Origin of the sequence: Clostridium tagluense (genome assembly GCF_003865095.1) — a bacterium.
GTDB classification, from domain to species: domain Bacteria; phylum Bacillota; class Clostridia; order Clostridiales; family Clostridiaceae; genus Clostridium_AD; species Clostridium_AD tagluense.
The window spans coordinates 19631-42210 of sequence record NZ_BHYK01000004.1 but is presented as its reverse complement, the minus strand read 5'-3'; the positions used below and the strand labels follow the sequence as shown (position 1 = coordinate 42210).

The following is a 22580-nucleotide window of genomic DNA, read 5'->3' as shown; positions in this document are numbered from 1 at the left end:
TTAATTTTAAAAATATTCAATTAATTACTTTAAATACATTTCTCCTATTTTAAATACATCTCCTGCGCCCATTGTAATAAGCATATCACCAGCTTTTAAATTAATTCTAAGATAATGTACAATTTCATCAAAGCTATGAAGATTTACGCAATTTACATTTTTAGATCGAATTCTGTCTCCTAGCATAGTAGAACTTATTACTCCAGTATCTTTTTCTCTAGCAGCATAAATATCTGCCAGGATTAAATTATCTATATTATAAAAAGAATTTGAAAAATCTTCAAATAAGCTTATGGTTCTTGAATAAGTATGAGGTTGAAAAACACAATAAATTTTATTGTGGGGGTAATTTTTTGCAGCACTTAAAGTTGCTTTAATTTCTGTAGGGTGATGAGCGTATTCATCAATAACAGTTACCCCATCCTTAGTTCCTTTTAGTTCAAATCTTCTATGAGTACCCTTAAAACTAGAGAGTCCGTTAGTAATAGAGTCTTTAGAGAAATTAAGACACAGCGAAGTTCCTATACTTGCAAGGGCATTTAGAACATTATGCTGACCTGGCACATTAAGGTTTATTTCAAATAGCAGGTGACCTTCTTTATACACATCAAAGCTGGCACAACCTGACTCGTTATAGCGAATATTTTGGGCCTTAAGTATTCCTTCGTTAATTCCATAAGTAAGTATATTACATTTATAGTTATTATTATCAAGAATAGTTTTAATATTTTCATCCTCTGCATTTGCAACTAAATAGCCTTCCTTAGGTATAAGATCAATAAATTTTTTGAAGGTATCTTTAATGTGATTTATGTCTCTATAGTAATCTAGATGATCTGCATCTATATTTGTTATTGTGGCTATATAGGGAAAGAACTTTAAAAATGATGCTTTATATTCGCAAGCTTCTGTAATAAAATAATCACTATTACCAGCTAAAACATTACCACAAATAGCATCCAGTTCTCCGCCTACCAATATAGTAGGGTCTACATCTTCATTTAAAATTATGTGGGCAATCATTGACGTTGTAGTAGTTTTACCATGGGTACCTGATACAGCCACATTATACTTATGGCCTTTCATAATTTGACCTAAAAATTCAGCTCTATCCATTAAAGGGATATTTAACTCCATAGCTTTAAGGTATTCAGGATTTTCAGGAGAAATAGCGGCAGTGTAAACAACTAAATCTGCATCTACTATGTTATCGCCATTATGACCTATATAAATTTCAGCACCTTTTTCACTAAGTTTATTTGTTATATGGGATGACTGCATGTCAGAACCAGAAACCTTATAATTATTTTTTATAAGTATTTCAGCAAGGCCACTCATACTTATACCGCCAATTCCTATAAAATGAATTTTCTTGTTTTTATCTTTTATAAAATCAAAAGACATTATATCAACTCCTTAAAAATTATTAAGCTTGTTTAGTATATTCAAATACCAGTAATATTGATTATAACAAATTAATGAACATAAGGCACATTCAAATAAACAACAAATCATCACACTAGTCTATTTTAATATGATCAAGGCTTCTTATTAATTATATACAAAATTACAAAAAAACAACACAGGCATAGAATAAAATTTTTTGAAGGTGGTTAGTTAGGGGGTTAAAAATGAATAACAAGGAAGTTTTATAATTGATAATTCTAAAGCTTCCTTGTTATTTATTTTAATGTCCGTTAGATAAGCATTGTAATAGTGATTAAAAAGATTTACAATAAAATTACGAATGATAGTTAAAGTTTTACTCGGTAAAATTCGTAAAATAAAGATATGGGTGATAAATAATGAATAAATATAGTAGAAACCAAAGAGTTACGGGAATTACTAAAATATTAACAGAAAATCCTAATAAGACAATTAATTTAAAAAAATTTACAGAATTATTTAATGCAGCTAAATCCACAATTAGCGAAGACATTGTTATTGTTCGCGAAACGCTAAGCATGCTAGCTATGGGAAGAGTGGAGACAGTTGCAGGTGCAGCTGGAGGAGTAAAATATATTTGTGGAGTATCACAGGAGGAAAGTAGAATATTTGCAGAAGAGGTATGTGAGATTTTAAGTCACAAGGATAGGTTAATACCAGGTAATTTTATATCTATGACTGATATTATGTATAATCCAGAAATAGTGCATAAAGCAGGAGTTATTCTTGCATCTGCCTTTAATGAGTTACATATAGATTATGTAGTAACTGTAGAGACTAAAGGAATACCACTGGCCTTTGAGGTGGCGAAGATGCTAGGGGTTCAATTAGTTATAGTAAGGCGGGATCCAAAGGTTACTGAGGGAAGTACTGTTAGTATCAATTATGCATCTGGTTCCACTAATAGAATTCAGACTATGTCTCTTACAAGAAATTCTATAAAAAAGGGAAGCAAATGTATTTTCATAGATGACTTTATGAAAGCTGGAGGCACTGCAAGAGGCATAATTAATTTGCTAAAAGAGTTTGAAAGTGAACTTCTAGGTATTGGAGTTTTCATTGAGAATATTGAAAGTGGGCATAAATTAGTAGAAGAGTATGTATCAATTATCCAGTTTAAAGGAATAAGTCCTGAAGGTAAATCCAAGTTAAATCCATCAGAAATCTTCGAAAAAGCGTAATATTCAAAATATTTAATATTTTTTTTACAATTTAAGAAGGAATAAACCAAGTTATAGAGAAATAGTATAATTATAACGCAACATAATGCAACTTGGAGGTGGAGTACATGGAAATTACAGATGTTAGAATTAGGAAAATAGCTACAGACGGTAAAATGAAAGCCATTGTATCAATAACTTTTGATAATGAATTTGTTGTTCATGATATTAAGGTTATAGAAGGACAGAGTGGACTTTTTATCGCTATGCCAAGTAGAAAAACTCCAGATGGAGAATTCAAGGATATAGCGCATCCCATAAATACTGGAACAAGGGAAAAGATTCAAACAGCTATTTTGGAAGAATATGAAAAAGTAAAAAGTGAAGAACCTGTAAAAGTAATAAAAGTAGTAGAAAATTCAGAAGAAAAAGTAGAAGAAAATTTAGAGGTATAAAAAGGGTGAAAACCCCTTTTTATTTTTTTGAAAGAAAATATTTAAAAAACCTTAAGGCTTCTTGCAATTAAATATAATATAATATAATATAAGAGGTGTTTTAATTGATTATAATGTAATATAAGATGTTTTAATGTGTCGAATTATTGTATAAAGAGGTGTTTAATTTGTATAAATGCGCTATAGTATTAGCTGCAGGTGAAGGAAAAAGAATGAACTCTAATACTCCTAAGATGCTACATAAGGTCTGTGGTAAAGAAATGATAAATCACGTTATTGACACTATTAGAAGTGCAGATATAGAAACCATTGATGTGGTAATTGGAAGAGGTGCGGAAAAGGTTAAAAAAGCAACAGAAGACAGAAAGATTAGTTACTCCCTGCAAGAAGAGCAGTTAGGGACAGGGCACGCAGTAATGTGCGCTAAAGAATTCTTAGCTGGGCATAAAGGCACAGTGGCAATATTTGTTGGAGATGGTCCACTAATTACTGAAACAACTGTTAGGGAACTCTTAGATTATCATGAAAAGGGGAAATTTAAAGCTACTATATTAACTTCAACTATGAATGATCCTGGAAAGTATGGTAGAATAATTAGAAGCCATATTGGTGAGGTTGAAAAAATAGTTGAATTTAAAGACTGTAATCCTTACGAACTAGCAGTTAAGGAAATAAATTCAGGAATGTATTGTTTTAATATAGAAGAATTACTTAGTAGTTTAGATAAATTAAATAATAATAATGCTCAAAGGGAATACTATTTAACGGATGTTATTGGTATATTAAAAAATCAAGGCTTTAAAGTTGGAGCTTTTGATGTACCCATTGAGGAAATTACTGCTGTTAACTCTAAAGTGGAGCTTGCAGATGCAGAGCTAATTATGAAAGCAAGAATAAATAGAAAACATATGGAAAATGGAGTTACAATAATGGATCCGAATAATACCTATATTGATTGGTCAGTTATAATAGGGAAGGATACTATTATATATCCAGGGAATATACTACAAGGCACTACAATTATCAAAGAAAACTGTGTTCTTTATCAGAATAATAGAATTGTTGATAGTATTATTCAAAATGGAGTTTCAGTTCAAAGTTCTGTGATAATTGAAAGTCAGGTAGGTGAGGAAACAACTGTGGGACCATATGCGTACATTAGACCGGAAAGTATTATAGGTAAACATGCTAGAATAGGAGATTTTGTTGAAATTAAAAAATCAACTATTGGAGATAATACAAAGGTATCTCATCTTACTTATATAGGTGACGCAGAGGTTGGAAGTGGCTGTAATTTTGGTTGCGGAACTGTGGTTGTAAACTATGATGGTAAATCAAAATTCAAAACAATAATAGGCAATAATACTTTTATAGGATGCAATGCTAACCTAGTATCTCCTGTAAAAATTAATGATAATGCATATATCGCTGCGGGTTCTACAATTACAAATGAGGTGCCTAAAAATGCTTTGGCCATAGCTAGAGCAAGGCAAGTAAATATTGAAAATTGGGTAGTGAGAAAAGGACATAGTAAATAAAGTAGCAAGGTATAATAGTTAACGATATTTCAGCACCGCAGGTGATGATTTAATAAGTAAATAATAAAGGGAGGTGGAAAACTGATTTTTGTAGTAAAGTGGATATATAAAAACTACTAAAGGTGCATTAAATTTAGTATATAAATCCTATGATACTACCCTTCTATTTAGTGGATGGAATGAAAATTCATATACATTATATTAAATATAATGTATATGATTTTGGAAATCAGGATTACAGATGATAAACCACGGCAAGAATATTAAGATTTTTACAGGTAATTCAAATCCTAAATTAGCAGCAGATATAGCTGAAATACTAGGACTAAAAGTTGGAGAATCAGAAGTAGGGACTTTTAGTGATGGAGAAATATCTGTTAATATTCACGAAACTGTTAGGGGCGCAGATGTATTTGTTGTTCAATCAACTAATGCTCCAGTAAATGACAATTTAATGCAATTACTTATTATGATTGATGCATTTAAAAGGGCTTCAGCAGGAAGGATAACTGCGGTTATACCATACTATGGATATGCAAGACAAGATAGAAAAGCAAAAGCTAGGGATCCAATTACAGCAAAACTCGTAGCAGATATTTTAACAACAGCAGGAGCAGATAGAGTACTTACTATGGATTTACATGCAGCTCAAATACAAGGATATTTTAATATTCCTGTTGATAATTTAATGGGAACACCTATACTTGCAAAATATTATATCCAAAAAGGATTTAAGGATAGAGATGATGTAGTTGTAGTTGCACCAGATCTTGGAAGTGTTGCTAGATCAAGAAAATTTGCAGATAAATTACATGCTTCAATAGCCATAATTGATAAGAGAAGACCAAAGGCCAATGTTGCAGAGATTATGAATGTTATAGGTGATATTAAGGGAAAAACATGTATAATGATGGATGACATGATAGATACTGCTGGAACTATAACTAACGGAGCTAATGCACTAGTTAAACTGGGAGCAAAAGATGTTTACGCTTGTTGCAGCCATGGGGTACTATCAGGACCTGCTATTCAAAGAATAAATGATTCAGTAATAAAAGAATTAATAATATTAAATACAATTGATGTACCGGAAGATAAACAATGTAATAAATTCGTTACATTATCTGTAGCACCAATTTTGGCTGAGGCTATAAAGAGAATATACGAAGACGTTTCTGTAAGTAAACTATTCGAGGAAGACTCTAATTTATAAATACATATCTTGAAATAGTGATGCTGAATTATTTTTATAATTGAGTATCACTATTTTTTTTTTATAATTTATAATGGTGTAATATATATAGTATTGAGATAATGCTTATACTATATATAAGCAATAAATCTATAAAACCTGTAAATTAATAATCCTAACAGTGAATAATTTGTAACATTTTCAAAAAACTAATCAGTTGACATTAAAGTATGATAAATTAGTGATATGATAAATTTTTTATAAGGGATTTTTTTAAAAAATAAATAAAAATAAATTGATAGCAGTTTTTGCAAGATGACAATAAAAAATAACAAAAAAATAATAGATAAAATAATTTGGAGGTATACATATGGAAGGAACTATAGGTAAAATACTAGTAGTTGATGATGATAAAAATATTGCTGAGGTAATCAAAATGTATCTTGAAAGTTCAGGATATGCAACAAAAGTAGTGCATGATGGTAGGGCTGCACAGGAGGCTTTTTTAAGCTATAAACCAGATTTGGTACTACTAGATATAATGTTGCCTTATATTGATGGTATAGATGTTTTGAAGTGGATAAGAAAAGAACATGAAACTCCGGTTATTATGCTTACTGCCAAGGGAGAAACCTTTGATAAAGTGCTAGGACTAGAACTAGGAGCAGATGACTATGTAGTAAAACCTTTTGAACCAAAAGAAATAATTGCAAGAGTCAAGGCTGTGCTTAGGCGTTACAATTTAGACAATGGTGGTAAAGAAGTTTTAAATTTTGAGGATTTAGAAATTGACATTAATTCTTATAATGTTACTTATAAAGGTGAAGAAGTAAAAATGCCGCCTAAAGAATTTGAATTAGTGCATTATTTAGCTCTTAATAAGAATAGGGTTTTTACTAGGCAGCAGCTACTATGTGAGGTTTGGGGATATGATTATCCTGGAGACTCTAGAACTGTGGATGTGCATGTTAAAAGGGTAAGAGAAAAGCTTCAAGGAGGCCCGAATTGGCAAATTGAGACAGTTTGGGGGGTTGGATATAAATTCGAGGTGAAATAGATGGTTAAAAAAGGACTCTTTTCTAAGATGCTAGCCACTTATACTATTATAATATCTATGAGCCTTATAATTATTGCTTCTTTTCTGTCTTATTGGTTTCAAAACTATTTTTTAGACCAGAGGAAAGAACAAATTTTGAATAACTCATATATGATACAAACATATACTATGAAATATATGGCGGGGGATGCTACTTGGCAGCAATTGAATGATATAATAACAATGATTGCTGAAAATATAAAGTCAGATATTTGGCTTACAGATAGCTATGGACGCGTTTATGCTATATCCAATAAAGAGCATAAAGAACTTATGTACAAACAGGTCTTTGTTAAGGAACTAGAAGAGCTTAGACTTGGTAACACTTTTGAAGTTACAGGACCCTATGCTGGAGTACTTGATAAAACTGTAAGAGTTTACGGTATACCCATAATGAATGAGGGTACATTTAAGGGTTCTATAATATTATATAATTCCATTGAAGAATTAGGTCAATCCTTAAAACGGGTTTATGAAATAATTTGGATATCCTCAATTTTTGCAATAATATTTTCTTGTATAGTTATATATTATTTTTCGCAAAAAATAATTATAAAGCCCTTAGCAGAGATTAATTCTGTAGCTAGAAGAATATCTAATGGGGATGTAGATAAGAGAGTTTATTTAAAATCCAACGATGAAATCGGAGAACTGGCTCAATCTTTTAATTTTATGGCTGATTCCATAGAGAAAAATGAAAAAAACAGACGTGAATTTATATCCAACGTATCCCATGAGATTAGATCTCCTATAACCTCAATTAAGGGGTTTATTAGTGGAATACTAGATGGTGTAATTCCACAGGAAAAGGAAAAATACTACTTGTCTATTGCCCATGAAGAAATTCAAAGATTAACTAGACTTGTAAATGACTTACTAGATATGTCTGCAATTGAAGCGGGAGAGTTTAGTTTGAGAATCATGGAAGTGGATATTAACGAAATAATTAGACTTACAGTTATAAATTACGAAAGAAAAATTAAAGAAAAAAGGGCATCTGTAGACGTATGCTTTGATGGGGATAGTTTATTTGTAGCGGGAGACAGGGATAGGTTAGTTCAAGTGATTACAAATTTATTAGATAATTCAATAAAATATGTAAATGAAGGTGGTAAAATTAAAATTAGTTCAAAGAGTAAAGGAAAGAAAGCCTTCATATCTGTGTTCAATGATGGTCCTAAAATAGCAGAAGAAGATTTATTGCACATTTGGGATAGGTTTTATAAAGCAGATAAAGCAAGAACAGCAAAAGATAGTACTGGACTTGGATTATCTATAGTGAGAAATATAATAACTCAATTACAGGAAGATATATGGGTTGAAAATAAGGATAACGGTGTTTATTTTACGTTTACATTAATGAAAGTAAAATAAATTGTTTTTTCAAAACTTAATTATAATAATTAGGGGGTGATGCTATGGGTAATAAGAATAACTATAAGGCTCATGAAGAAATAAGAGATGCTATGTGGAAGAATGCAGAGTCTGGTAATGATATCTTTGGAGAAATTATTTTTAGAAAAAATAATAAGAAAAATTATTTCAAATCATTTTTGAAAGTAGTTAGTTTTATACTAATAGCATCCATTTCTGGGGGAGTTACAGCCCAGTATGCAATTAATAAAGAAAAATCAACAAAAGATATTAGTGGCGGGTTAAGTCCAAGCGCTCTAGTTAAAAACCGGGGAATAGCAGATAATCCTATTTTGGCAGTTTCCCAAAAGGTATCACCAACAATAGTTGGTATAAGTAATAAAGAAAAAGGGATATGGGATACTCCAGAAGAAAGTGGTTCGGGAATTATATATAAAAGTGATGGGTTTATTATTACTAATTACCATGTGGTTGAAGGCGCAACAGAAATAAAAGTAAAGCTGAGTAATGATTACGTTTTGAAAGCAAAAGTTGTAGGTAGTGATGCTATATCGGATTTGGCGGTTATAAAAGTTGAAGCGAGTAATCTGCCTGTTGCAAAATTTGGTGATTCCTCAAAGCTTAAAGTGGGTGATTTAGCTATTGCCATTGGGAATCCACTAGGAGACCAGTTTTCAGGAAGTACCACTGCAGGAATTATAAGTGCGCTAGATAGGAAAATTAATATACTTAATGAAAAAACTGGGGAACAAACTATATATAAAGTGATACAAACTGATGCAGCAATAAATCCGGGGAATAGTGGTGGAGCATTGTGCAACAGCTATGGAGAAGTTATTGGTATAAATAGTTTTAAAATTAATTCGGTCATTGGAAGTGAAGGAACGGGTTTTGCTATTGGTACAAATGAAGCTAAAGAGATTATTAATGATTTGATCACTTATGGTAAAGTTATTAGAACAGCTATAGGTATTTATGGAGGAACTGCAATTTCCGTGGGCGCGGATGGTGTAGAGGGAGTGTATGTACAAGACGTCGCTCGGGGAAGCGGTGCCGCTGTAGCTGGAATTATGCCTACTGACATTATAATTGAAATAGGCGGGAAGAATGTTAAAAATATGGAGCAATTAAGTAACGTTTTGGGAAAATACAAAGTTGGAGCAAAATTATCCTGTAAGATTTGGAGAGGTGGAAAAGTTAAAGAGATTAGCATAATTCTCTCTGAATTAAAAGCACAATAAAATTTGTGGATTAAACATTTTTTTAGTATAATATTATAAATAAAATAAAAAAATTATGTTCAAGACACAGGGCTTAAACATAATAATATTTGGAGGCAATAATGTACTTGGTAATTGGACTAGGAAATCCAGGAGATGAATATAAACATACAAGACATAATATAGGATTTGACGTAATTGATTTAATGGGAAGTAAGTATAATGTTTCAGTTAATAGGGTAAAATTTAGAGGTGTATATGGAGAAATTAACATATCATCCCAAAAAGTTATACTTTTAAAACCTAGTACATATATGAATTTAAGTGGAGAGAGTGTGTGGCAAGCAGCTACTTTTTATAAGATTCCAAGTGAGAATATCATCATAATATATGATGATATTAGTTTGGATGTAGGTAAATTAAGGATAAGGAGTAAGGGGAGTGCTGGAGGGCATAATGGCATAAAAAGCATTATTTCCAATATGGGGTCAGACGTATTTCCAAGAATAAAAATAGGGGTAGGACAACCAGAAAAGTCCATGGTATCTTATGTTTTAGGACGATTCTCAAAAGAAGATCGGATACTCGTAGAAAAGACCTTTGAAGCTAGTATAAAGGCTGTGGAGACTATAATAGCAAAAGGGGTCACAGAGGCTATGAATGAATTTAATGGGTTTAATGCTTAAATGAAATTATTATTATTATATATTTATGTAGTAAGTGAGAGGTGTTAAAATGAGACTGAGTGGGCTTATGAAGCCTTTGAAAGATAGTGTTCAATTTAAAAATATACGAACAAATATGGAAAATGAAAATTACCCAATTGGACTATATGGGCTTTCAGAATCAGCTAAGAACTATTTAGTGAATGGCGTGTATGAGCAATTAGATAAATCCCTATTAATTTTAACACATAGTGATGTAGAAGCTAAAAATATTTACGATGACTTGTCTTTTTATGTAAATGATGTATATTATTTTCCAACTAGAGAAGTGGGCTTTTATAATGCAGATGCTGTATCTGGGGATCTTCGGTGGGAAAGACTTAAAGTAATGAAAAAGATTATACAAAAGGGTAAAAAAATAGTAATTACTTGTATTGAAGCATTGGCAGCTACATATATGCCTATAGATTTGTTGCAAAAATATATTTTTGAATTGTCTGTAGGAAGCACATTAAATTTGAAGGATTTCACAGAAAAATTAATTCAGTGTGGATATGAGAGAGTAGATAGAGTTGATACTAAAGGTCAATTTTCTATAAGGGGGGGGATAATAGATTTATATCCTCCTATATCAGCGCTACCTTTTAGAATAGAGCTCTTTGATGATGAAATAGATTCCATAAGGACTTTCAATTGTGAAACTCAGAGGAGTATTGATAAGGTATCCCAAATAGATATATTTCCAGCCAAGGAAATAATATTGACGCAGGAAAGCATGGAAAGTGGATACAATGGAATAAAGGAAGATTTAGGGAATGTACTAGGTAGCTTTAATAAAAAAAAAGACAAGGAAGCTATAGAAAGAATAACTTCACTAGTTAATATTAACTTAGAATCACTTAAAGAAACTTGGAAATTTGAAGCCATTGACAGCTATATGCCTTATTTTTATGATACCACATCTACTTTTTTAGATTATATGAAGGATTCATTTATAGTAGTTGATGATGCACAAAGGTGCATGGGAAAATTAGATAGCGTTTATTTTGAATTCCAGGAAAATTATGAAAATTTTTTGAAACGAGGAAATATACTGCCAAGGCAAGCAGGGATTTTAATTGATAAGGAACGTATATACGAGGATTTAGATACTAGGGAAGTTATGACAATAAACGCTATAGCTAAAAGCACAAAAGTCCTGAGTCCTAAGTCTATAGTATCTTTTTCACAAATTACAATTAATGATTATCATGGACAATTAGATATACTTATTGAAGATATAAAAGATAAAAAGGTTAAAGGCTACAAAATTGTAATTCTTTCTGGTACAAGAACTAGAGGGGAAAGATTAATAGATATTCTAAGGGATAGGGGAATTGAAAGCGTTTATAAAGACAGTATTTCAGAAATTCAGTTTGGTCAGGTGGTTATAACCTTTGGTAACCAGCTAAAAGGATTTGAATACCCAGAATTAAAACTATGCGTTATCTCAGATAAAGAGGTTTTTGGTGGAGCGAAAAGAAAAGCTACTAGTCGTTCTAGTAAAAAGGGAGTAAGTAAAATTAAAAGTTTTACAGAACTTAAATTGGGTGATTATGTTGTTCATGTAAATCATGGTATAGGCGTATACAAAGGAATTAAGCAATTAGAGGTTCATGGTCATAAAAGAGATTATTTAGAACTTGGATATAATTCTGGCGATGCCCTCTATGTTCCAGTAGAGCAATTAGATTTAGTACAAAAATATATTGGAAGTGAAGGCAAAGCACCAAAGATTAGCAAACTCGGTGGAGTAGAATGGATTAAGGCTAAAAATAAGGTCAAGAACTCTATTGCGGATATTGCAGAGGATTTGGTAAAGCTTTATGCATCAAGGGCTACACTTAAGGGCTATAGATATAGCAAGGATACTGTATGGCAAAAACAATTTGAAGAAGAATTCCCATTTGAAGAAACACCAGATCAGTTAATTGCAATTGAAGAGATCAAGAAAGATATGGAATCCGATAAACCTATGGACAGATTGATATGTGGTGACGTTGGATATGGCAAAACAGAAGTAGCTGTTAGAGCTGCTTTTAAAGCAGTTATGGATGGCAAACAAGTAGCATTCTTAGTACCGACTACTATACTAGCTGAGCAACATTATAAAAATCTTACCAAAAGATTCTCGGATTTTCCGGTAAAGATTGAAATGGTAAGTAGATTTAGAAGTCCAGTCCAGCAGAAAGTTGTGCTTAAGGCTACAAAAGAAGGAAATGTAGATATACTAATAGGAACTCACAGAATAATTCAGCAAGATGTGAAGTTTAAAGACTTAGGGGTATTAATTATAGATGAAGAACAACGGTTTGGGGTAACTCACAAGGAAAAAATAAAGAGTATAAGAAAGAATATAGATGTAATTACTCTAACAGCCACTCCAATTCCAAGAACGTTGCATATGTCTCTTACTGGTGTGAGAGACATAAGTGTAATTGAGACCCCACCAGAAGAAAGATATCCAATACAAACTTATGTAGTGGAGTTTAATGACCAACTAATAAGGGATGCAATACTCAGAGAAGTAAATAGAAATGGTCAAGTTTTTTTTGTGTACAATAGAGTAGAAACTATAAAGGATATGGCAGCATACATAGGTAAGCTTGTTCCAGAAGCAAGACTAGGCATTGCTCATGGTCAAATGACAGAAAGAGAATTAGAATCTGTCATGTTGGATTTTATGGAGAATAAGTATGATATATTAATGTGTACTACAATTATAGAGACAGGAATAGACATCCAGAATACAAATACAATAATAATATACGAAGCAGATAAGATGGGGCTTTCTCAGCTTTATCAATTGAGGGGTAGAGTTGGGCGTTCAAATAGAATAGCCTATGCATATTTTACTTATAAAAAAGATAAGGTGTTAACTGAGGTGGCTGAAAAAAGGTTAAAAGCAATTAAGGATTTTACAGAGCTGGGGTCAGGTTTTAAAATTGCTATGAGGGATCTTGAAATTAGGGGTGCTGGAAATATGATGGGCGCGGCTCAACATGGTCATATGGCTGCGGTAGGGTACGATTTATATTGTAGGATGTTAGAGGAGACAGTTAAAAAAATAAGAGGTGATGTGGAAGCGGAACCTATTGAAACTTCTGTTGAAATCAAAATAGATGCATTTATTCCTAGTAAGTACATTGAGGATGAGTCGCAGAAAATTGAAATCTATAAAAAAATTGCAGCTATTGATTCCTATGAGGATATGTTAGATATACAAGAAGAAATAGAAGATAGGTTTTCGGATATACCATCATCAGTTGCAAACCTTATGGACATCGCCTATCTTAGGAGTATATCTAAACAAGTGGGAATAATAGAAATTAAAGAGGTAAAGGAGGAGATAGTACTACAATTTGATAGTAGTGAAAGAATAAATGCAGGATTAGTGAAAGCATTAGTTAGTAAATATAATAGGAGTATTATTTTTAAACTAGGAACTAAACCAGTCTTTGCATATAAATACAAAGATTTAAAAAAGGAAGAAATACTTTCAAATCTCATAGAGATTGTGAAGTATATAAAAAGTATCGCAGAAATAAAGTTGAAATAAAGTGAAATTGTGATAAGATTAGTATGTATTAAAATTGATATGTAATGTAATGTAACAAAAAAATTAAATGGAAATATTACATACAAAAGTGGGGGTAATAAAATGAAAAACGTAAAAAAGTTAATTAGTGCAGCTTTGATAACTATACTTGCTACATCATTAGTTGGTTGTAATATGATTGAAAAAACACCAGCAGGTATTGCTAAAAGTACAGTAGCAAAGGTTTATAATGTTAAAATAACTAGAGGCCAGGTGGATGAACAAGTAGCCGCAGTTATTAAACAATTTGAAACGCAGTACGGAGCAAATTATAAAGACAATGCTGAGGCAATGGCTAAATTAACAGAACAAAAGCAACAGGTGTTAGAAGGTCTAATTAATGAAAAAATAGTAAATTATAAAGCCGAAGAGTTAAAAGTAATGCCTACGGAAGCTAAATTAAATGAAGAAGTTACTAAGCAATTAACAGAAATCAAGAAAAGTTTAGAAACAGATGTTAAATATAAAGAAGCGTTAAAACAAGCTAATATTACAGAAGAACAACTAAAGGCGAGGATAAAGCCAAGTATTATTCAAGATGCATTAACTGCTGAAGTTACAAAAGGCGTTAAAACTGACGAGGCAAAAGAAAAAGCATACTACAATAGTAATTTAACTTCATATACAGAAAAACCAAACAGAGTTCATGCAGCTCATGTTTTACTTAAAACAGAAGCAGAAGCATTAGCTGTTAAGAAACGTTTAGATGCTGGCGAAGATTTTGCAAAGGTAGCAAAAGAAAAAAGTACAGACCAAAGTGCTAAACAAAATGGTGGAGATTTAGGATTTGTAGCATATAATGATCCTCAAATGGATAAAACTTTTATGGCAGCAGCATCAGCACTAGGAGTAGGTAAAATTTCAGCACCTGTTAACACTCAATTTGGATGGCACGTAATAAAAACTATTGCAAAAGAAGAGTTTCCTGTAAAGAAATTTGAAGCTGTTAAGGCAGAAGTAGAAAAAACTCTTATAACAAAGGAAAAACAAGCAGCATGGACTGCAGCTATGAAAAAATGGACTGAAGAAGCTAAAATAACTAAATATGAAAAAAATCTTTAGAATTTCATATTTATAATATTATAAAGGATACCTCTAATAGGGGTATTTTTTATTTTTATATTTTTATTTCTTATATTAAAATTAAACATATACAAATGTGCATAAAATTTCAAGTTTAGAAAGATAATAATAGTGCAAGTATATTATATGAGATTTTATATGAGGAGGGAATTATTTAAATGAAAGCAACGGGAATAGTAAGGCGTATAGATGATTTGGGAAGAGTTGTTATTCCAAAAGAAATAAGAAGAACTCTGAGAATACGAGAAGGAGATCCGCTAGAAATATTTACTGATAGAGAAGGGGGAGTTATTTTAAAGAAATACTCACCTATAGGTGAATTAAGTGAATTTTCTAGAGAATATGCTGAATCATTACAACAAACCATAGGTAATATAATAATTATTTGCGATAAAGATAACATAATATCTGTAAGCGGTGTACCTAAAAAAGAGTATGTTGATAAAAAAGTCAGTAATGAATTAGAAAAAGCAATGGAAGATAGAAAAGCTATAGTGCTTGGGGAAGGCTCGGAAAAAATTATTGCATTGTATGATGATGAAATGGAAAACAAATATAGTGCCCAAGTAATTGCTCCTATAATAACAGAAGGTGATGCAATTGGAGCAGTGCTCATAATTTCTACAGAGCCAGGAATTAAGTTTGGGGATTTAGAGTTAAAACTAGCCGAAACAGCAGCATCTTTTTTAGGAAAACAAATGGAACAATAAAAAGAAAAGATTAAAAAGTATATATTACTCAGCAAAGTGAAACATATTTGCAGTAATATATACTTTTATTTTTTTGAAATATAAGTAATAATAAGCCCTTAAATTAAATAATTATAATCATAGAATGTAATTGTTTGATACACCACAGGAATACAAGGAGGATATTATGAAGAAACATTCATTGATAAAAGGGACTATTATACTTGGACTGGCAGGAATATTTGCGAGATTTTTAGGTTTATTTTTTAGAATTCCAATACAGGCACTAATAAAAGATGAGGGTATGGGATACTACCAGATGTCCTATCCCCTTTACATGACTTTTGTAGCATTAGCTTCAGGTGTACCACTAGCTATGTCTAAACTTATTGCAGAGATGAATGCTAAAAATGATAGGGAAGGGGTAGGGCAGGTATTAAGACAAACACTTTTCTTTATGATTACAGTAGGGTTAGTAGTTAGTATGCTAATGTTAACCTTTGCAAGGCCTATTATATCTATATTAAAATGGGATCCTAAATCATACTACTCTTTTTCGGTAATTGCCATAGCACCAATTTTTGTTTCTATTATGTGTACCTTCAGGGGCTTTTTCCAAGGACTGCAGAATGTTAGACCAACTGCCATTTCCCAAATAGTAGAACAAGTTGGAAGAGTTGTTGCTGGAGTTTTATTTGCATATTTATTGTTTCCAAGGGGGATTGAATATGCGGCTGGAGGAGCAGCTATTGGGACCTTAGTTGGTGCTATTATGGGAAGTATATATTTAATTTTAACCTATTTTAAGGTTAAAAAGGAGCTGCCAGTAAGAAAAGTATCAAAGCATAAGCATATTTTAGCGGATTTAGCAAAGGCCGCACTTCCCATATCTTTAGGTGCTGCAGTAGGGACTATTATGTCATTAATAGATTCTATTTTAGTACCACAGCAGCTTCTAAAAGCTGGATTCTCGCAGTTGCAATCAGCTGTAATGTATGGTCAATTGACTGGGAAGGTGTTTACCTTGATGAATGTACCTTTAGCTCTTTCTATGGCGCTATGCGCGTCTCTGATGCCTATAATAGCCGAAGCCTTTTATCTAGGCAGAAGGGGAGAACTGGTTAAAAGAGTAGATATGGCTGTGAAATTGTCTAATGTTATTTCATTACCATCCACACTTGGGATGTTTTTTATGGCTTATCCTATAATGCATTTAATTTTTATGAAAGATGCAGCAGGATATGAAATTTTGCAATATATATCAATATCCATACCTTTTTTAATCTTAACTCAAACCAGTACCGCAATACTACAAGGTATAGGCAATTATATGAAGCCTGTATACAATTTAGCATTAGGGTGCATTGTAAAAGTTATTATAACCTATATATTAGTTTCATTTTCGTTTGTAAATATCTATGGTGCAGTTATAGGAACTATTTTAGGGTATGGTGCAAGTTGCTTATTAAATATGAAGGATTTAAAGAGTACTTTAAATATAAAAATCAACTGGGTGGATGCTTTTGTAAAACCAGCTATTGCTTCTTGTATAATGATAATTGCAGTTGTATTTAGTAACGCTAGTGTCTATAATTATACAATGAGTAAAGAATTATCTTGCGTAATATCCATATTAATAGGCATTATTATTTATTTGTTATTCATTTTTATCCTTAGAATTTTTGAATATGAGGAAATTAAAAATAAATTAAAAAGAAATTAAAGGAGTGAAAGCTAATGATTAAAGTAGTGGGACTCGGACCCGGTGCTATAGGATCACTAACTATAGAAACATTGGAGATTCTTAAAAATGGTAAAAAAATTTATTTAAGGACAGAAAAACATCCTACCGTAGATTATTTAAAATCCCTATCAATTCAATTTGAAACCTATGATGATAGATACGAAGAACATAATAATTTTGATGAGGTATATAGGGATATTGCAGAGGATCTTATCCAAAAACATGAAATGTATGGAGATATTATTTATGGGGTTCCAGGTCATCCTCTAGTGGCAGAAACTTCTGTTAAACTTTTAATACAGCTTTGCGAAAAAAACAAAATAGATATAGAAATTCTTGCTGCAGTTAGCTTTATAGATGCAGTTATTCAAAGTTTAAAATTAGATCCTATCGAGGGACTGAAAATTATAGATGCCTTTGATATAAAAAATCAAGTTTTAGATAAAAGAGTAGGACTTTTAATAACGCAAGTTTACAATAAGTTTATAGCGTCTGAGGTTAAACTTGCCTTACTCGAGTATTACAAAGATGATATGGAAATTTGTTTTGTTAGGGCTGCAGGGATAAAGGGGCTAGAATGTACTAGGAAAATTAAATTATATGAGCTAGATAGGCAAGAAGACATTGACTACTTAACATCTATATATATCCCAAAAGAACTAGAAGCTACATTGGATTTCCAAGATCTAATCGATGTTATGAACACATTACGGGGTGAAAATGGATGTGCATGGGATAAAGAGCAAACCCATGAATCTATGAAAAAATTTCTTATTGAAGAATGTTATGAAGTTTTGGAAGCCATCGATGAGAAGGATGAGGATAAAATTATTGAGGAACTAGGAGATGTACTATTGCAGGTAGTTTTCCATGCGCAAATCGGAAAAGAGCAGGGGTATTTTAACATAAATGATATTATTAAAGGTGTTACCAGTAAAATGATAAACAGGCATCCTCATATTTTTAAAAATATACAAAATAAAAATTCTCAGCAAGTTTTAGAAACTTGGGAAAATATTAAAATTGAAGAAAAAGGTTTTAATAATTATACGGATACACTAAAGCATGTTCCGAAAAATTTACCAGGTTTAATGAGAGCATATAAGGTTCAAGAAAAAGCATCGAAAATAGGGTTTGATTTTGACTCGGTTGAACCTGCCATGGAAAAAGTACTAGAAGAATTACAGGAAGTAAAAGATGTATATAAAGGCAAAAATAGGGCAAAAATACTAGAAGAAGTGGGAGATTTGGTATTTACGACTGTGAATGTTGCGAGATTACTTGACATAGACCCTGAATTTGCAGTAAATTATACTATAGATAAATTTATTAATCGCTTTGAGTACATAGAAGAAAATGCAAGTCATAAAAATTTGGATTTAAAGAATATGTCACTTGCGGAAATGGATGTTTTATGGAATGAATCTAAAAGCTAATAAATTTATTTAAAAATAAAATCTAGCACAAAAAGAAGGAATTTCTAAATCGGTGAAGAATATGCTATTTAATGGTGAAGAATACTCTATTTAATAGTGTACTCACTACTAGATAGTGTACTCAATAATAAGGAGGTAACAAAAGTGAATAAATCAGAATTAATAACAAGTATTGCAGAAAAGTCTAAGTTAACAAAAAAAGATGCAGAAGCAGCGTTAAAAGGAATTATAGAAAGTATTGAAGAAACATTAGAAAAAGGTGAAAAAGTTCAATTGGTTGGATTCGGAACTTTCGAAACACGCGCAAGAGCGGCTAGAATGGGAAGAAACCCAAGAACAAAAGAAGAAATCCAAATTTCAGCATCAACAGTTCCAGTATTTAAAGCTGGTAAAGAGTTTAAAGATATAGTAAATAAATAATTTTACTATGACGTAAAAAACCTGGATGTATATCTGGGTTTTTTATTTTAATGATTTTCTTTTACAAATGTTTATAATATTAAATAATATTAGAAAAGGAGAAGGACATATGAGACTCGATAAATATTTAAAAGTTTCTAGAATTATAAAGAGAAGGACTATAGCAAAAGAAGCTTGCGAAAGTGGCAGAGTATCTATAAATAATAAAGTTGCAAAAGCAGGTACTGTGGTAGCGGAAGGCGACACTATAGAGATTAAATTTGCAAATCAAATTTTAAAAGCTAAAATTATAAATATTGCAGAACATGTAACAAAAGACACTGCAAAAGAAATGTATGAAATAGTTTCAGGAACAGAAGACAAAGAATAAATGTTGCTAAATATAATTCTTAATTAAGCTTAATAAGCATATATATTTTATAGGAATATAAAGGTATGTGCTAATTGTGGATTGAAAGTACTAATTCTCAATTTTTATTATTAAAATTAATAAGGAGGATATTATGGAAGTAAAGAAAGAAGTAAAAATAGAAGATAAGCGAAGCAATTTATTGCTTGAAAACAGAAAAAAACTAACTATTAACGGAGTTATTGAGGTTATTAATTTTAATGAGAATCAAATATTACTAAATACAGATGTTGGAACAATGATAGTCAAAGGACAACAATTAAAAATGAATAAGTTGGATGTTCAAAATGGAGATGTAGTAATATCTGGTAAAGTGGATGCGTTTATATATACCAGTGGCATGAGCAAAGTTAAAAAAGATAGCATAATATCAAGATTGTTTAGGTAAAGAGTTATGATAATTTCTATGATAACTCAAATTAAACTTATAATTTTCGGTTTACTGTCTGGAATAGTAACTGGAGTACTTTTTGATATATATAGATTAATAAGAGGATTTGAAAAACCTAACAAGGTTCTGACAGTAATACAAGATTTACTATTTTGGACATTAACTTCTATAGTGGTTTTTATATTTTTGATGTATACTAATGAGGGCTACATAAACTTTTATGTGTATGTTTGCTTAATAATAGGAGCATACTTATATTTAAAACTCTTAAGTGGTGTTTTTATAAAGCTACAATATAAATTGTTAAAATTCAATGGGAAAGCAGTTAGAGTTGTGTGGAATGTGATTTTATACCCGGTAGATTTATTGTTTTATAAGCTTAGAATAAAAAAAAACAATAAATTATAAAGAAATAGCTTGAAGAAATGTGAAATACAAATTAAAATAGATTTATGAAACTTAAAAAATACTCATTCCATTGAAAGGAAAAGGGTATGGGATATGAAAAAAAAATTTAGTATTAAGAGTGTCGTATTAGTTTTTGCTGTGGTATATGTATGTTATGTTATGATTAGTCAACAGGCAACAATGGCAAGACAAAAGAAAGAACTGGAAAAGTACAATGTTGAATTACAAAAGAAAAAAGATGAAAAAGAAACCTTGCAGGATGAAGTAAAGTTATCTAAAACTGACAAATATATAGAGAAACTGGCAAGAGAAATTTTAGGTCTTGTTAAAGAAGGTGAAACTCCTGTAATGGATAATAAAAACTAAATGCTATAATTATTGTTATGCTTATTATTAAATTAATATATAAAATAAAAAACATTATTTTGAGGAGGAACTTTTTAATATGACCTTAATGGCTGGAAGTATTGTAGAAGGTAAAGTAGTAAATATCACCAATTTTGGTGCATTCGTAGAAGTGGAGGGCAAAACAGGATTAGTGCATATATCTGAGGTTTCAGATACATTCGTTAAAAATGTTAATGATCATCTTAAAGAAAATGATATAGTAAAAGTTAAAGTAATTTCTGTAGACGATAATGGCAAGATAAGTTTATCCATAAAACAAGCTGGAGTACCTAAAAAATCTATTAAACCAATGGAGATAGACTGGGAAAAGGAAAAAAGCAAAGCAAATGTAAGTGGGTTTGAAGATATAATGACTAAATTTTTAAAAGACAGTGAAGAAAGATTTCAAGACGTTAAAAAGCACCAAGAGGGTAAAGGCAGAGGTTATAGTAAAAAAACTTCAAGTTATTAATAAAATTTTAGGAACTAAGTTTTTAGTTCCTATTTTAAAAAAAACAAAAAGTTATTGACAATAGTTTGTACATCATATATAATATAAAATGTTGCTACAAGGCAACACTTTGTATGTTAGTAAGTTAGCTGGAGTGGCGGAACTGGCAGACGCACAGGACTTAAAATCCTGCGGTGGTTAAACACCGTACCGGTTCGATTCCGGTCTTCAGCACCAAATATCGCGGGATGGAGCAGTTGGTAGCTCGTCGGGCTCATAACCCGAAGGTCGCAGGTTCAAGTCCTGCTCCCGCAACCAAACATGGCGGAATAGCTCAGCTGGCTAGAGCATTCGGTTCATACCCGAAGGGTCGTAGGTTCAAGTCCTATTTCCGCTACCATTACCATTATAAATCTAAATTTGATTTATGAAAAACAGTTGACATGTTAAGCAAATAAGTGTATAGTTACAATTGTCTTACAATAACTTATATTAACACAAAAAATTAAAACTAACAAAATACAGGACTTATTATCCTGAAAGAGTTAAATTTAATATTGATTTGGTTTAGAAATTTAATACTAATATCGCGGGGTGGAGCAGTTGGTAGCTCGTCGGGCTCATAACCCGAAGGTCACAGGTTCAAGTCCTGTCCCCGCAACCAATAAATTTTAAGCTACTGAATAAGTCAGTTAAATAAAAATTCATATTAAGTTGTCAATTGGAAATATAAAAGATTTCAAATGTTTAAACACCATGTTAATTCCTTTTGATACTTAAACATTAATATCGCGGGGTGGAGCAGTTGGTAGCTCGTCGGGCTCATAACCCGAAGGTCACAGGTTCAAGTCCTGTCCCCGCAACCAATGAATTTTAAATTACTGAATACATCAGTTAAATAAAATTTCATAATAACTATGCCAGCATAACAAATATGCTAAAATCAAATAAGCTGGAGTGGCGGAACTGGCAGACGCACAGGACTTAAAATCCTGCGGTGGTTAAACACCGTACCGGTTCGATTCCGGTCTTCAGCACCAAATATCGCGGGGTGGAGCAGTTGGTAGCTCGTCGGGCTCATAACCCGAAGGTCACAGGTTCAAGTCCTGTCCCCGCAACCAATGAATTTTAAATTACTGAATATGTCGGTTAAGTAAAAATTCATAATAACTATGCGAGCATAATAAGTATGCTAAAATCAAATAAGCTGGAGTGGCGGAACTGGCAGACGCACAGGACTTAAAATCCTGCGGTGGTTAAACACCGTACCGGTTCGATTCCGGTCTTCAGCACCAAATATCGCGGGATGGAGCAGTTGGTAGCTCGTCGGGCTCATAACCCGAAGGTCGCAGGGTCAAGTCCTGCTCCCGCAACCAACA

20 protein-coding genes and 9 tRNA genes are annotated in these 22580 nt (G+C 31.8%); 28 read left to right on the top strand and 1 reads right to left on the bottom strand.

Features of this window, described 5'->3' with window-relative positions:
* Positions 1-24: 24 nt before the first annotated feature.
* Positions 25-1404, bottom strand: coding sequence for a UDP-N-acetylmuramate--L-alanine ligase (murC, locus tag Ctaglu_RS04330; protein ID WP_124998427.1), 1380 nt, complete (start codon positions 1402-1404; stop codon positions 25-27).
* A 401-nt stretch (positions 1405-1805) separates the two neighbouring features.
* Between murC and purR the strand changes: the two genes are divergently transcribed.
* The 28 genes from purR (at position 1806) to Ctaglu_RS04190 (ending at position 22577) form a co-directional block, all read left to right on the top strand.
* Complete coding sequence (purR, locus tag Ctaglu_RS04325) at positions 1806-2627, top strand: pur operon repressor (protein WP_124998425.1); 822 nt, start codon at positions 1806-1808, stop codon at positions 2625-2627.
* Between the two features lie 107 nt (positions 2628-2734).
* Positions 2735-3061 (top strand): septation regulator SpoVG, encoded by a 327-nt coding sequence (gene spoVG, locus Ctaglu_RS04320; protein ID WP_233439687.1) that lies wholly within the window; start codon positions 2735-2737, stop codon positions 3059-3061.
* 167 nt (positions 3062-3228) lie between these two features.
* Positions 3229-4599: a bifunctional UDP-N-acetylglucosamine diphosphorylase/glucosamine-1-phosphate N-acetyltransferase GlmU gene (gene glmU, locus Ctaglu_RS04315; RefSeq protein WP_124998423.1), complete on the top strand. Its 1371-nt coding sequence runs from the start codon at positions 3229-3231 to the stop codon at positions 4597-4599.
* A gap of 241 nt (positions 4600-4840) precedes the next feature.
* A complete protein-coding gene (locus Ctaglu_RS04310; protein WP_124998421.1) occupies positions 4841-5812 on the top strand; it encodes a ribose-phosphate diphosphokinase in 972 nt (323 codons plus the stop codon).
* Between the two features lie 349 nt (positions 5813-6161).
* Positions 6162-6848, top strand: coding sequence for a response regulator (locus Ctaglu_RS04305; RefSeq protein WP_124998419.1), 687 nt, complete (start codon positions 6162-6164; stop codon positions 6846-6848).
* Complete coding sequence (locus tag Ctaglu_RS04300; protein ID WP_124998417.1) at positions 6849-8261, top strand: sensor histidine kinase; 1413 nt, start codon at positions 6849-6851, stop codon at positions 8259-8261.
* A gap of 92 nt (positions 8262-8353) precedes the next feature.
* Complete coding sequence (locus tag Ctaglu_RS04295) at positions 8354-9502, top strand: S1C family serine protease (RefSeq protein ID WP_233439696.1); 1149 nt, start codon at positions 8354-8356, stop codon at positions 9500-9502.
* 101 nt (positions 9503-9603) lie between these two features.
* Entirely contained in the window at positions 9604-10167 is a 564-nt protein-coding gene (gene pth / locus Ctaglu_RS04290; protein WP_124998413.1) for an aminoacyl-tRNA hydrolase, read from the top strand.
* Between the two features lie 49 nt (positions 10168-10216).
* Positions 10217-13744: a transcription-repair coupling factor gene (mfd, locus tag Ctaglu_RS04285; RefSeq protein WP_124998411.1), complete on the top strand. Its 3528-nt coding sequence runs from the start codon at positions 10217-10219 to the stop codon at positions 13742-13744.
* Between the two features lie 102 nt (positions 13745-13846).
* Positions 13847-14845, top strand: a complete 999-nt coding sequence (locus Ctaglu_RS04280; protein WP_124998409.1) for a peptidylprolyl isomerase — start codon at positions 13847-13849, stop codon at positions 14843-14845.
* A 179-nt stretch (positions 14846-15024) separates the two neighbouring features.
* Positions 15025-15576, top strand: a complete 552-nt coding sequence (gene spoVT, locus Ctaglu_RS04275; protein WP_124998407.1) for a stage V sporulation protein T — start codon at positions 15025-15027, stop codon at positions 15574-15576.
* Positions 15577-15742: 166 nt separating this feature from the next.
* Positions 15743-17278, top strand: a complete 1536-nt coding sequence (locus Ctaglu_RS04270; protein ID WP_124998405.1) for a putative polysaccharide biosynthesis protein — start codon at positions 15743-15745, stop codon at positions 17276-17278.
* Positions 17279-17292: 14 nt separating this feature from the next.
* Positions 17293-18735, top strand: coding sequence for a bifunctional methyltransferase/pyrophosphohydrolase YabN (gene yabN, locus Ctaglu_RS04265; RefSeq protein WP_124998403.1), 1443 nt, complete (start codon positions 17293-17295; stop codon positions 18733-18735).
* 144 nt (positions 18736-18879) lie between these two features.
* Entirely contained in the window at positions 18880-19155 is a 276-nt protein-coding gene (gene hbs, locus Ctaglu_RS04260) for a non-specific DNA-binding protein Hbs (RefSeq protein ID WP_124998401.1), read from the top strand.
* A 109-nt stretch (positions 19156-19264) separates the two neighbouring features.
* Positions 19265-19525 (top strand): RNA-binding S4 domain-containing protein, encoded by a 261-nt coding sequence (locus Ctaglu_RS04255; RefSeq protein ID WP_124998399.1) that lies wholly within the window; start codon positions 19265-19267, stop codon positions 19523-19525.
* Positions 19526-19658: 133 nt separating this feature from the next.
* Entirely contained in the window at positions 19659-19952 is a 294-nt protein-coding gene (gene yabP / locus Ctaglu_RS04250; RefSeq protein WP_124998397.1) for a sporulation protein YabP, read from the top strand.
* Positions 19953-19958: 6 nt separating this feature from the next.
* Positions 19959-20363, top strand: coding sequence for a spore cortex biosynthesis protein YabQ (gene yabQ, locus Ctaglu_RS04245; protein WP_124998395.1), 405 nt, complete (start codon positions 19959-19961; stop codon positions 20361-20363).
* A 93-nt stretch (positions 20364-20456) separates the two neighbouring features.
* Positions 20457-20729 carry an FtsB family cell division protein gene (locus Ctaglu_RS04240; RefSeq protein WP_124998393.1) on the top strand — a complete coding sequence of 91 codons (273 nt, stop codon included), beginning with the start codon at positions 20457-20459 and terminating at the stop codon, positions 20727-20729.
* Positions 20730-20808: 79 nt separating this feature from the next.
* A complete protein-coding gene (locus Ctaglu_RS04235) occupies positions 20809-21222 on the top strand; it encodes a S1 domain-containing RNA-binding protein (RefSeq protein ID WP_124998391.1) in 414 nt (137 codons plus the stop codon).
* 127 nt (positions 21223-21349) lie between these two features.
* Positions 21350-21438 (top strand) — tRNA-Leu (locus tag Ctaglu_RS04230).
* A gap of 5 nt (positions 21439-21443) precedes the next feature.
* Positions 21444-21519: transfer RNA gene (locus Ctaglu_RS04225), tRNA-Met, on the top strand.
* A 5-nt stretch (positions 21520-21524) separates the two neighbouring features.
* A tRNA-Met gene (locus tag Ctaglu_RS04220) sits at positions 21525-21601 on the top strand.
* A gap of 188 nt (positions 21602-21789) precedes the next feature.
* Positions 21790-21865: transfer RNA gene (locus tag Ctaglu_RS04215), tRNA-Met, on the top strand.
* A gap of 126 nt (positions 21866-21991) precedes the next feature.
* A tRNA-Met gene (locus Ctaglu_RS04210) sits at positions 21992-22067 on the top strand.
* 85 nt (positions 22068-22152) lie between these two features.
* Positions 22153-22241, top strand: a tRNA-Leu gene (locus Ctaglu_RS04205).
* A 5-nt stretch (positions 22242-22246) separates the two neighbouring features.
* Positions 22247-22322: transfer RNA gene (locus tag Ctaglu_RS04200), tRNA-Met, on the top strand.
* 85 nt (positions 22323-22407) lie between these two features.
* Positions 22408-22496, top strand: a tRNA-Leu gene (locus tag Ctaglu_RS04195).
* Positions 22497-22501: 5 nt separating this feature from the next.
* Positions 22502-22577 (top strand) — tRNA-Met (locus Ctaglu_RS04190).
* Positions 22578-22580 lie beyond the last annotated feature (3 nt).

Coding starts and splice junctions, on each gene's coding strand:
- murC (WP_124998427.1), bottom strand. CDS start 1,404: ATGTCTTTTGATTTTATAAAAGATAAAAACAAGAAAATTCATTTTATA.
- purR (WP_124998425.1), top strand. CDS start 1,806: ATGAATAAATATAGTAGAAACCAAAGAGTTACGGGAATTACTAAAATA.
- spoVG (WP_233439687.1), top strand. CDS start 2,735: ATGGAAATTACAGATGTTAGAATTAGGAAAATAGCTACAGACGGTAAA.
- Ctaglu_RS04310 (WP_124998421.1), top strand. CDS start 4,841: ATGATAAACCACGGCAAGAATATTAAGATTTTTACAGGTAATTCAAAT.
- Ctaglu_RS04305 (WP_124998419.1), top strand. CDS start 6,162: ATGGAAGGAACTATAGGTAAAATACTAGTAGTTGATGATGATAAAAAT.
- Ctaglu_RS04300 (WP_124998417.1), top strand. CDS start 6,849: ATGGTTAAAAAAGGACTCTTTTCTAAGATGCTAGCCACTTATACTATT.
- Ctaglu_RS04295 (WP_233439696.1), top strand. CDS start 8,354: ATGTGGAAGAATGCAGAGTCTGGTAATGATATCTTTGGAGAAATTATT.
- pth (WP_124998413.1), top strand. CDS start 9,604: ATGTACTTGGTAATTGGACTAGGAAATCCAGGAGATGAATATAAACAT.
- mfd (WP_124998411.1), top strand. CDS start 10,217: ATGAGACTGAGTGGGCTTATGAAGCCTTTGAAAGATAGTGTTCAATTT.
- Ctaglu_RS04280 (WP_124998409.1), top strand. CDS start 13,847: ATGAAAAACGTAAAAAAGTTAATTAGTGCAGCTTTGATAACTATACTT.
- spoVT (WP_124998407.1), top strand. CDS start 15,025: ATGAAAGCAACGGGAATAGTAAGGCGTATAGATGATTTGGGAAGAGTT.
- Ctaglu_RS04270 (WP_124998405.1), top strand. CDS start 15,743: ATGAAGAAACATTCATTGATAAAAGGGACTATTATACTTGGACTGGCA.
- yabN (WP_124998403.1), top strand. CDS start 17,293: ATGATTAAAGTAGTGGGACTCGGACCCGGTGCTATAGGATCACTAACT.
- Ctaglu_RS04255 (WP_124998399.1), top strand. CDS start 19,265: ATGAGACTCGATAAATATTTAAAAGTTTCTAGAATTATAAAGAGAAGG.
- yabP (WP_124998397.1), top strand. CDS start 19,659: ATGGAAGTAAAGAAAGAAGTAAAAATAGAAGATAAGCGAAGCAATTTA.
- yabQ (WP_124998395.1), top strand. CDS start 19,959: ATGATAATTTCTATGATAACTCAAATTAAACTTATAATTTTCGGTTTA.
- Ctaglu_RS04240 (WP_124998393.1), top strand. CDS start 20,457: ATGAAAAAAAAATTTAGTATTAAGAGTGTCGTATTAGTTTTTGCTGTG.
- Ctaglu_RS04235 (WP_124998391.1), top strand. CDS start 20,809: ATGACCTTAATGGCTGGAAGTATTGTAGAAGGTAAAGTAGTAAATATC.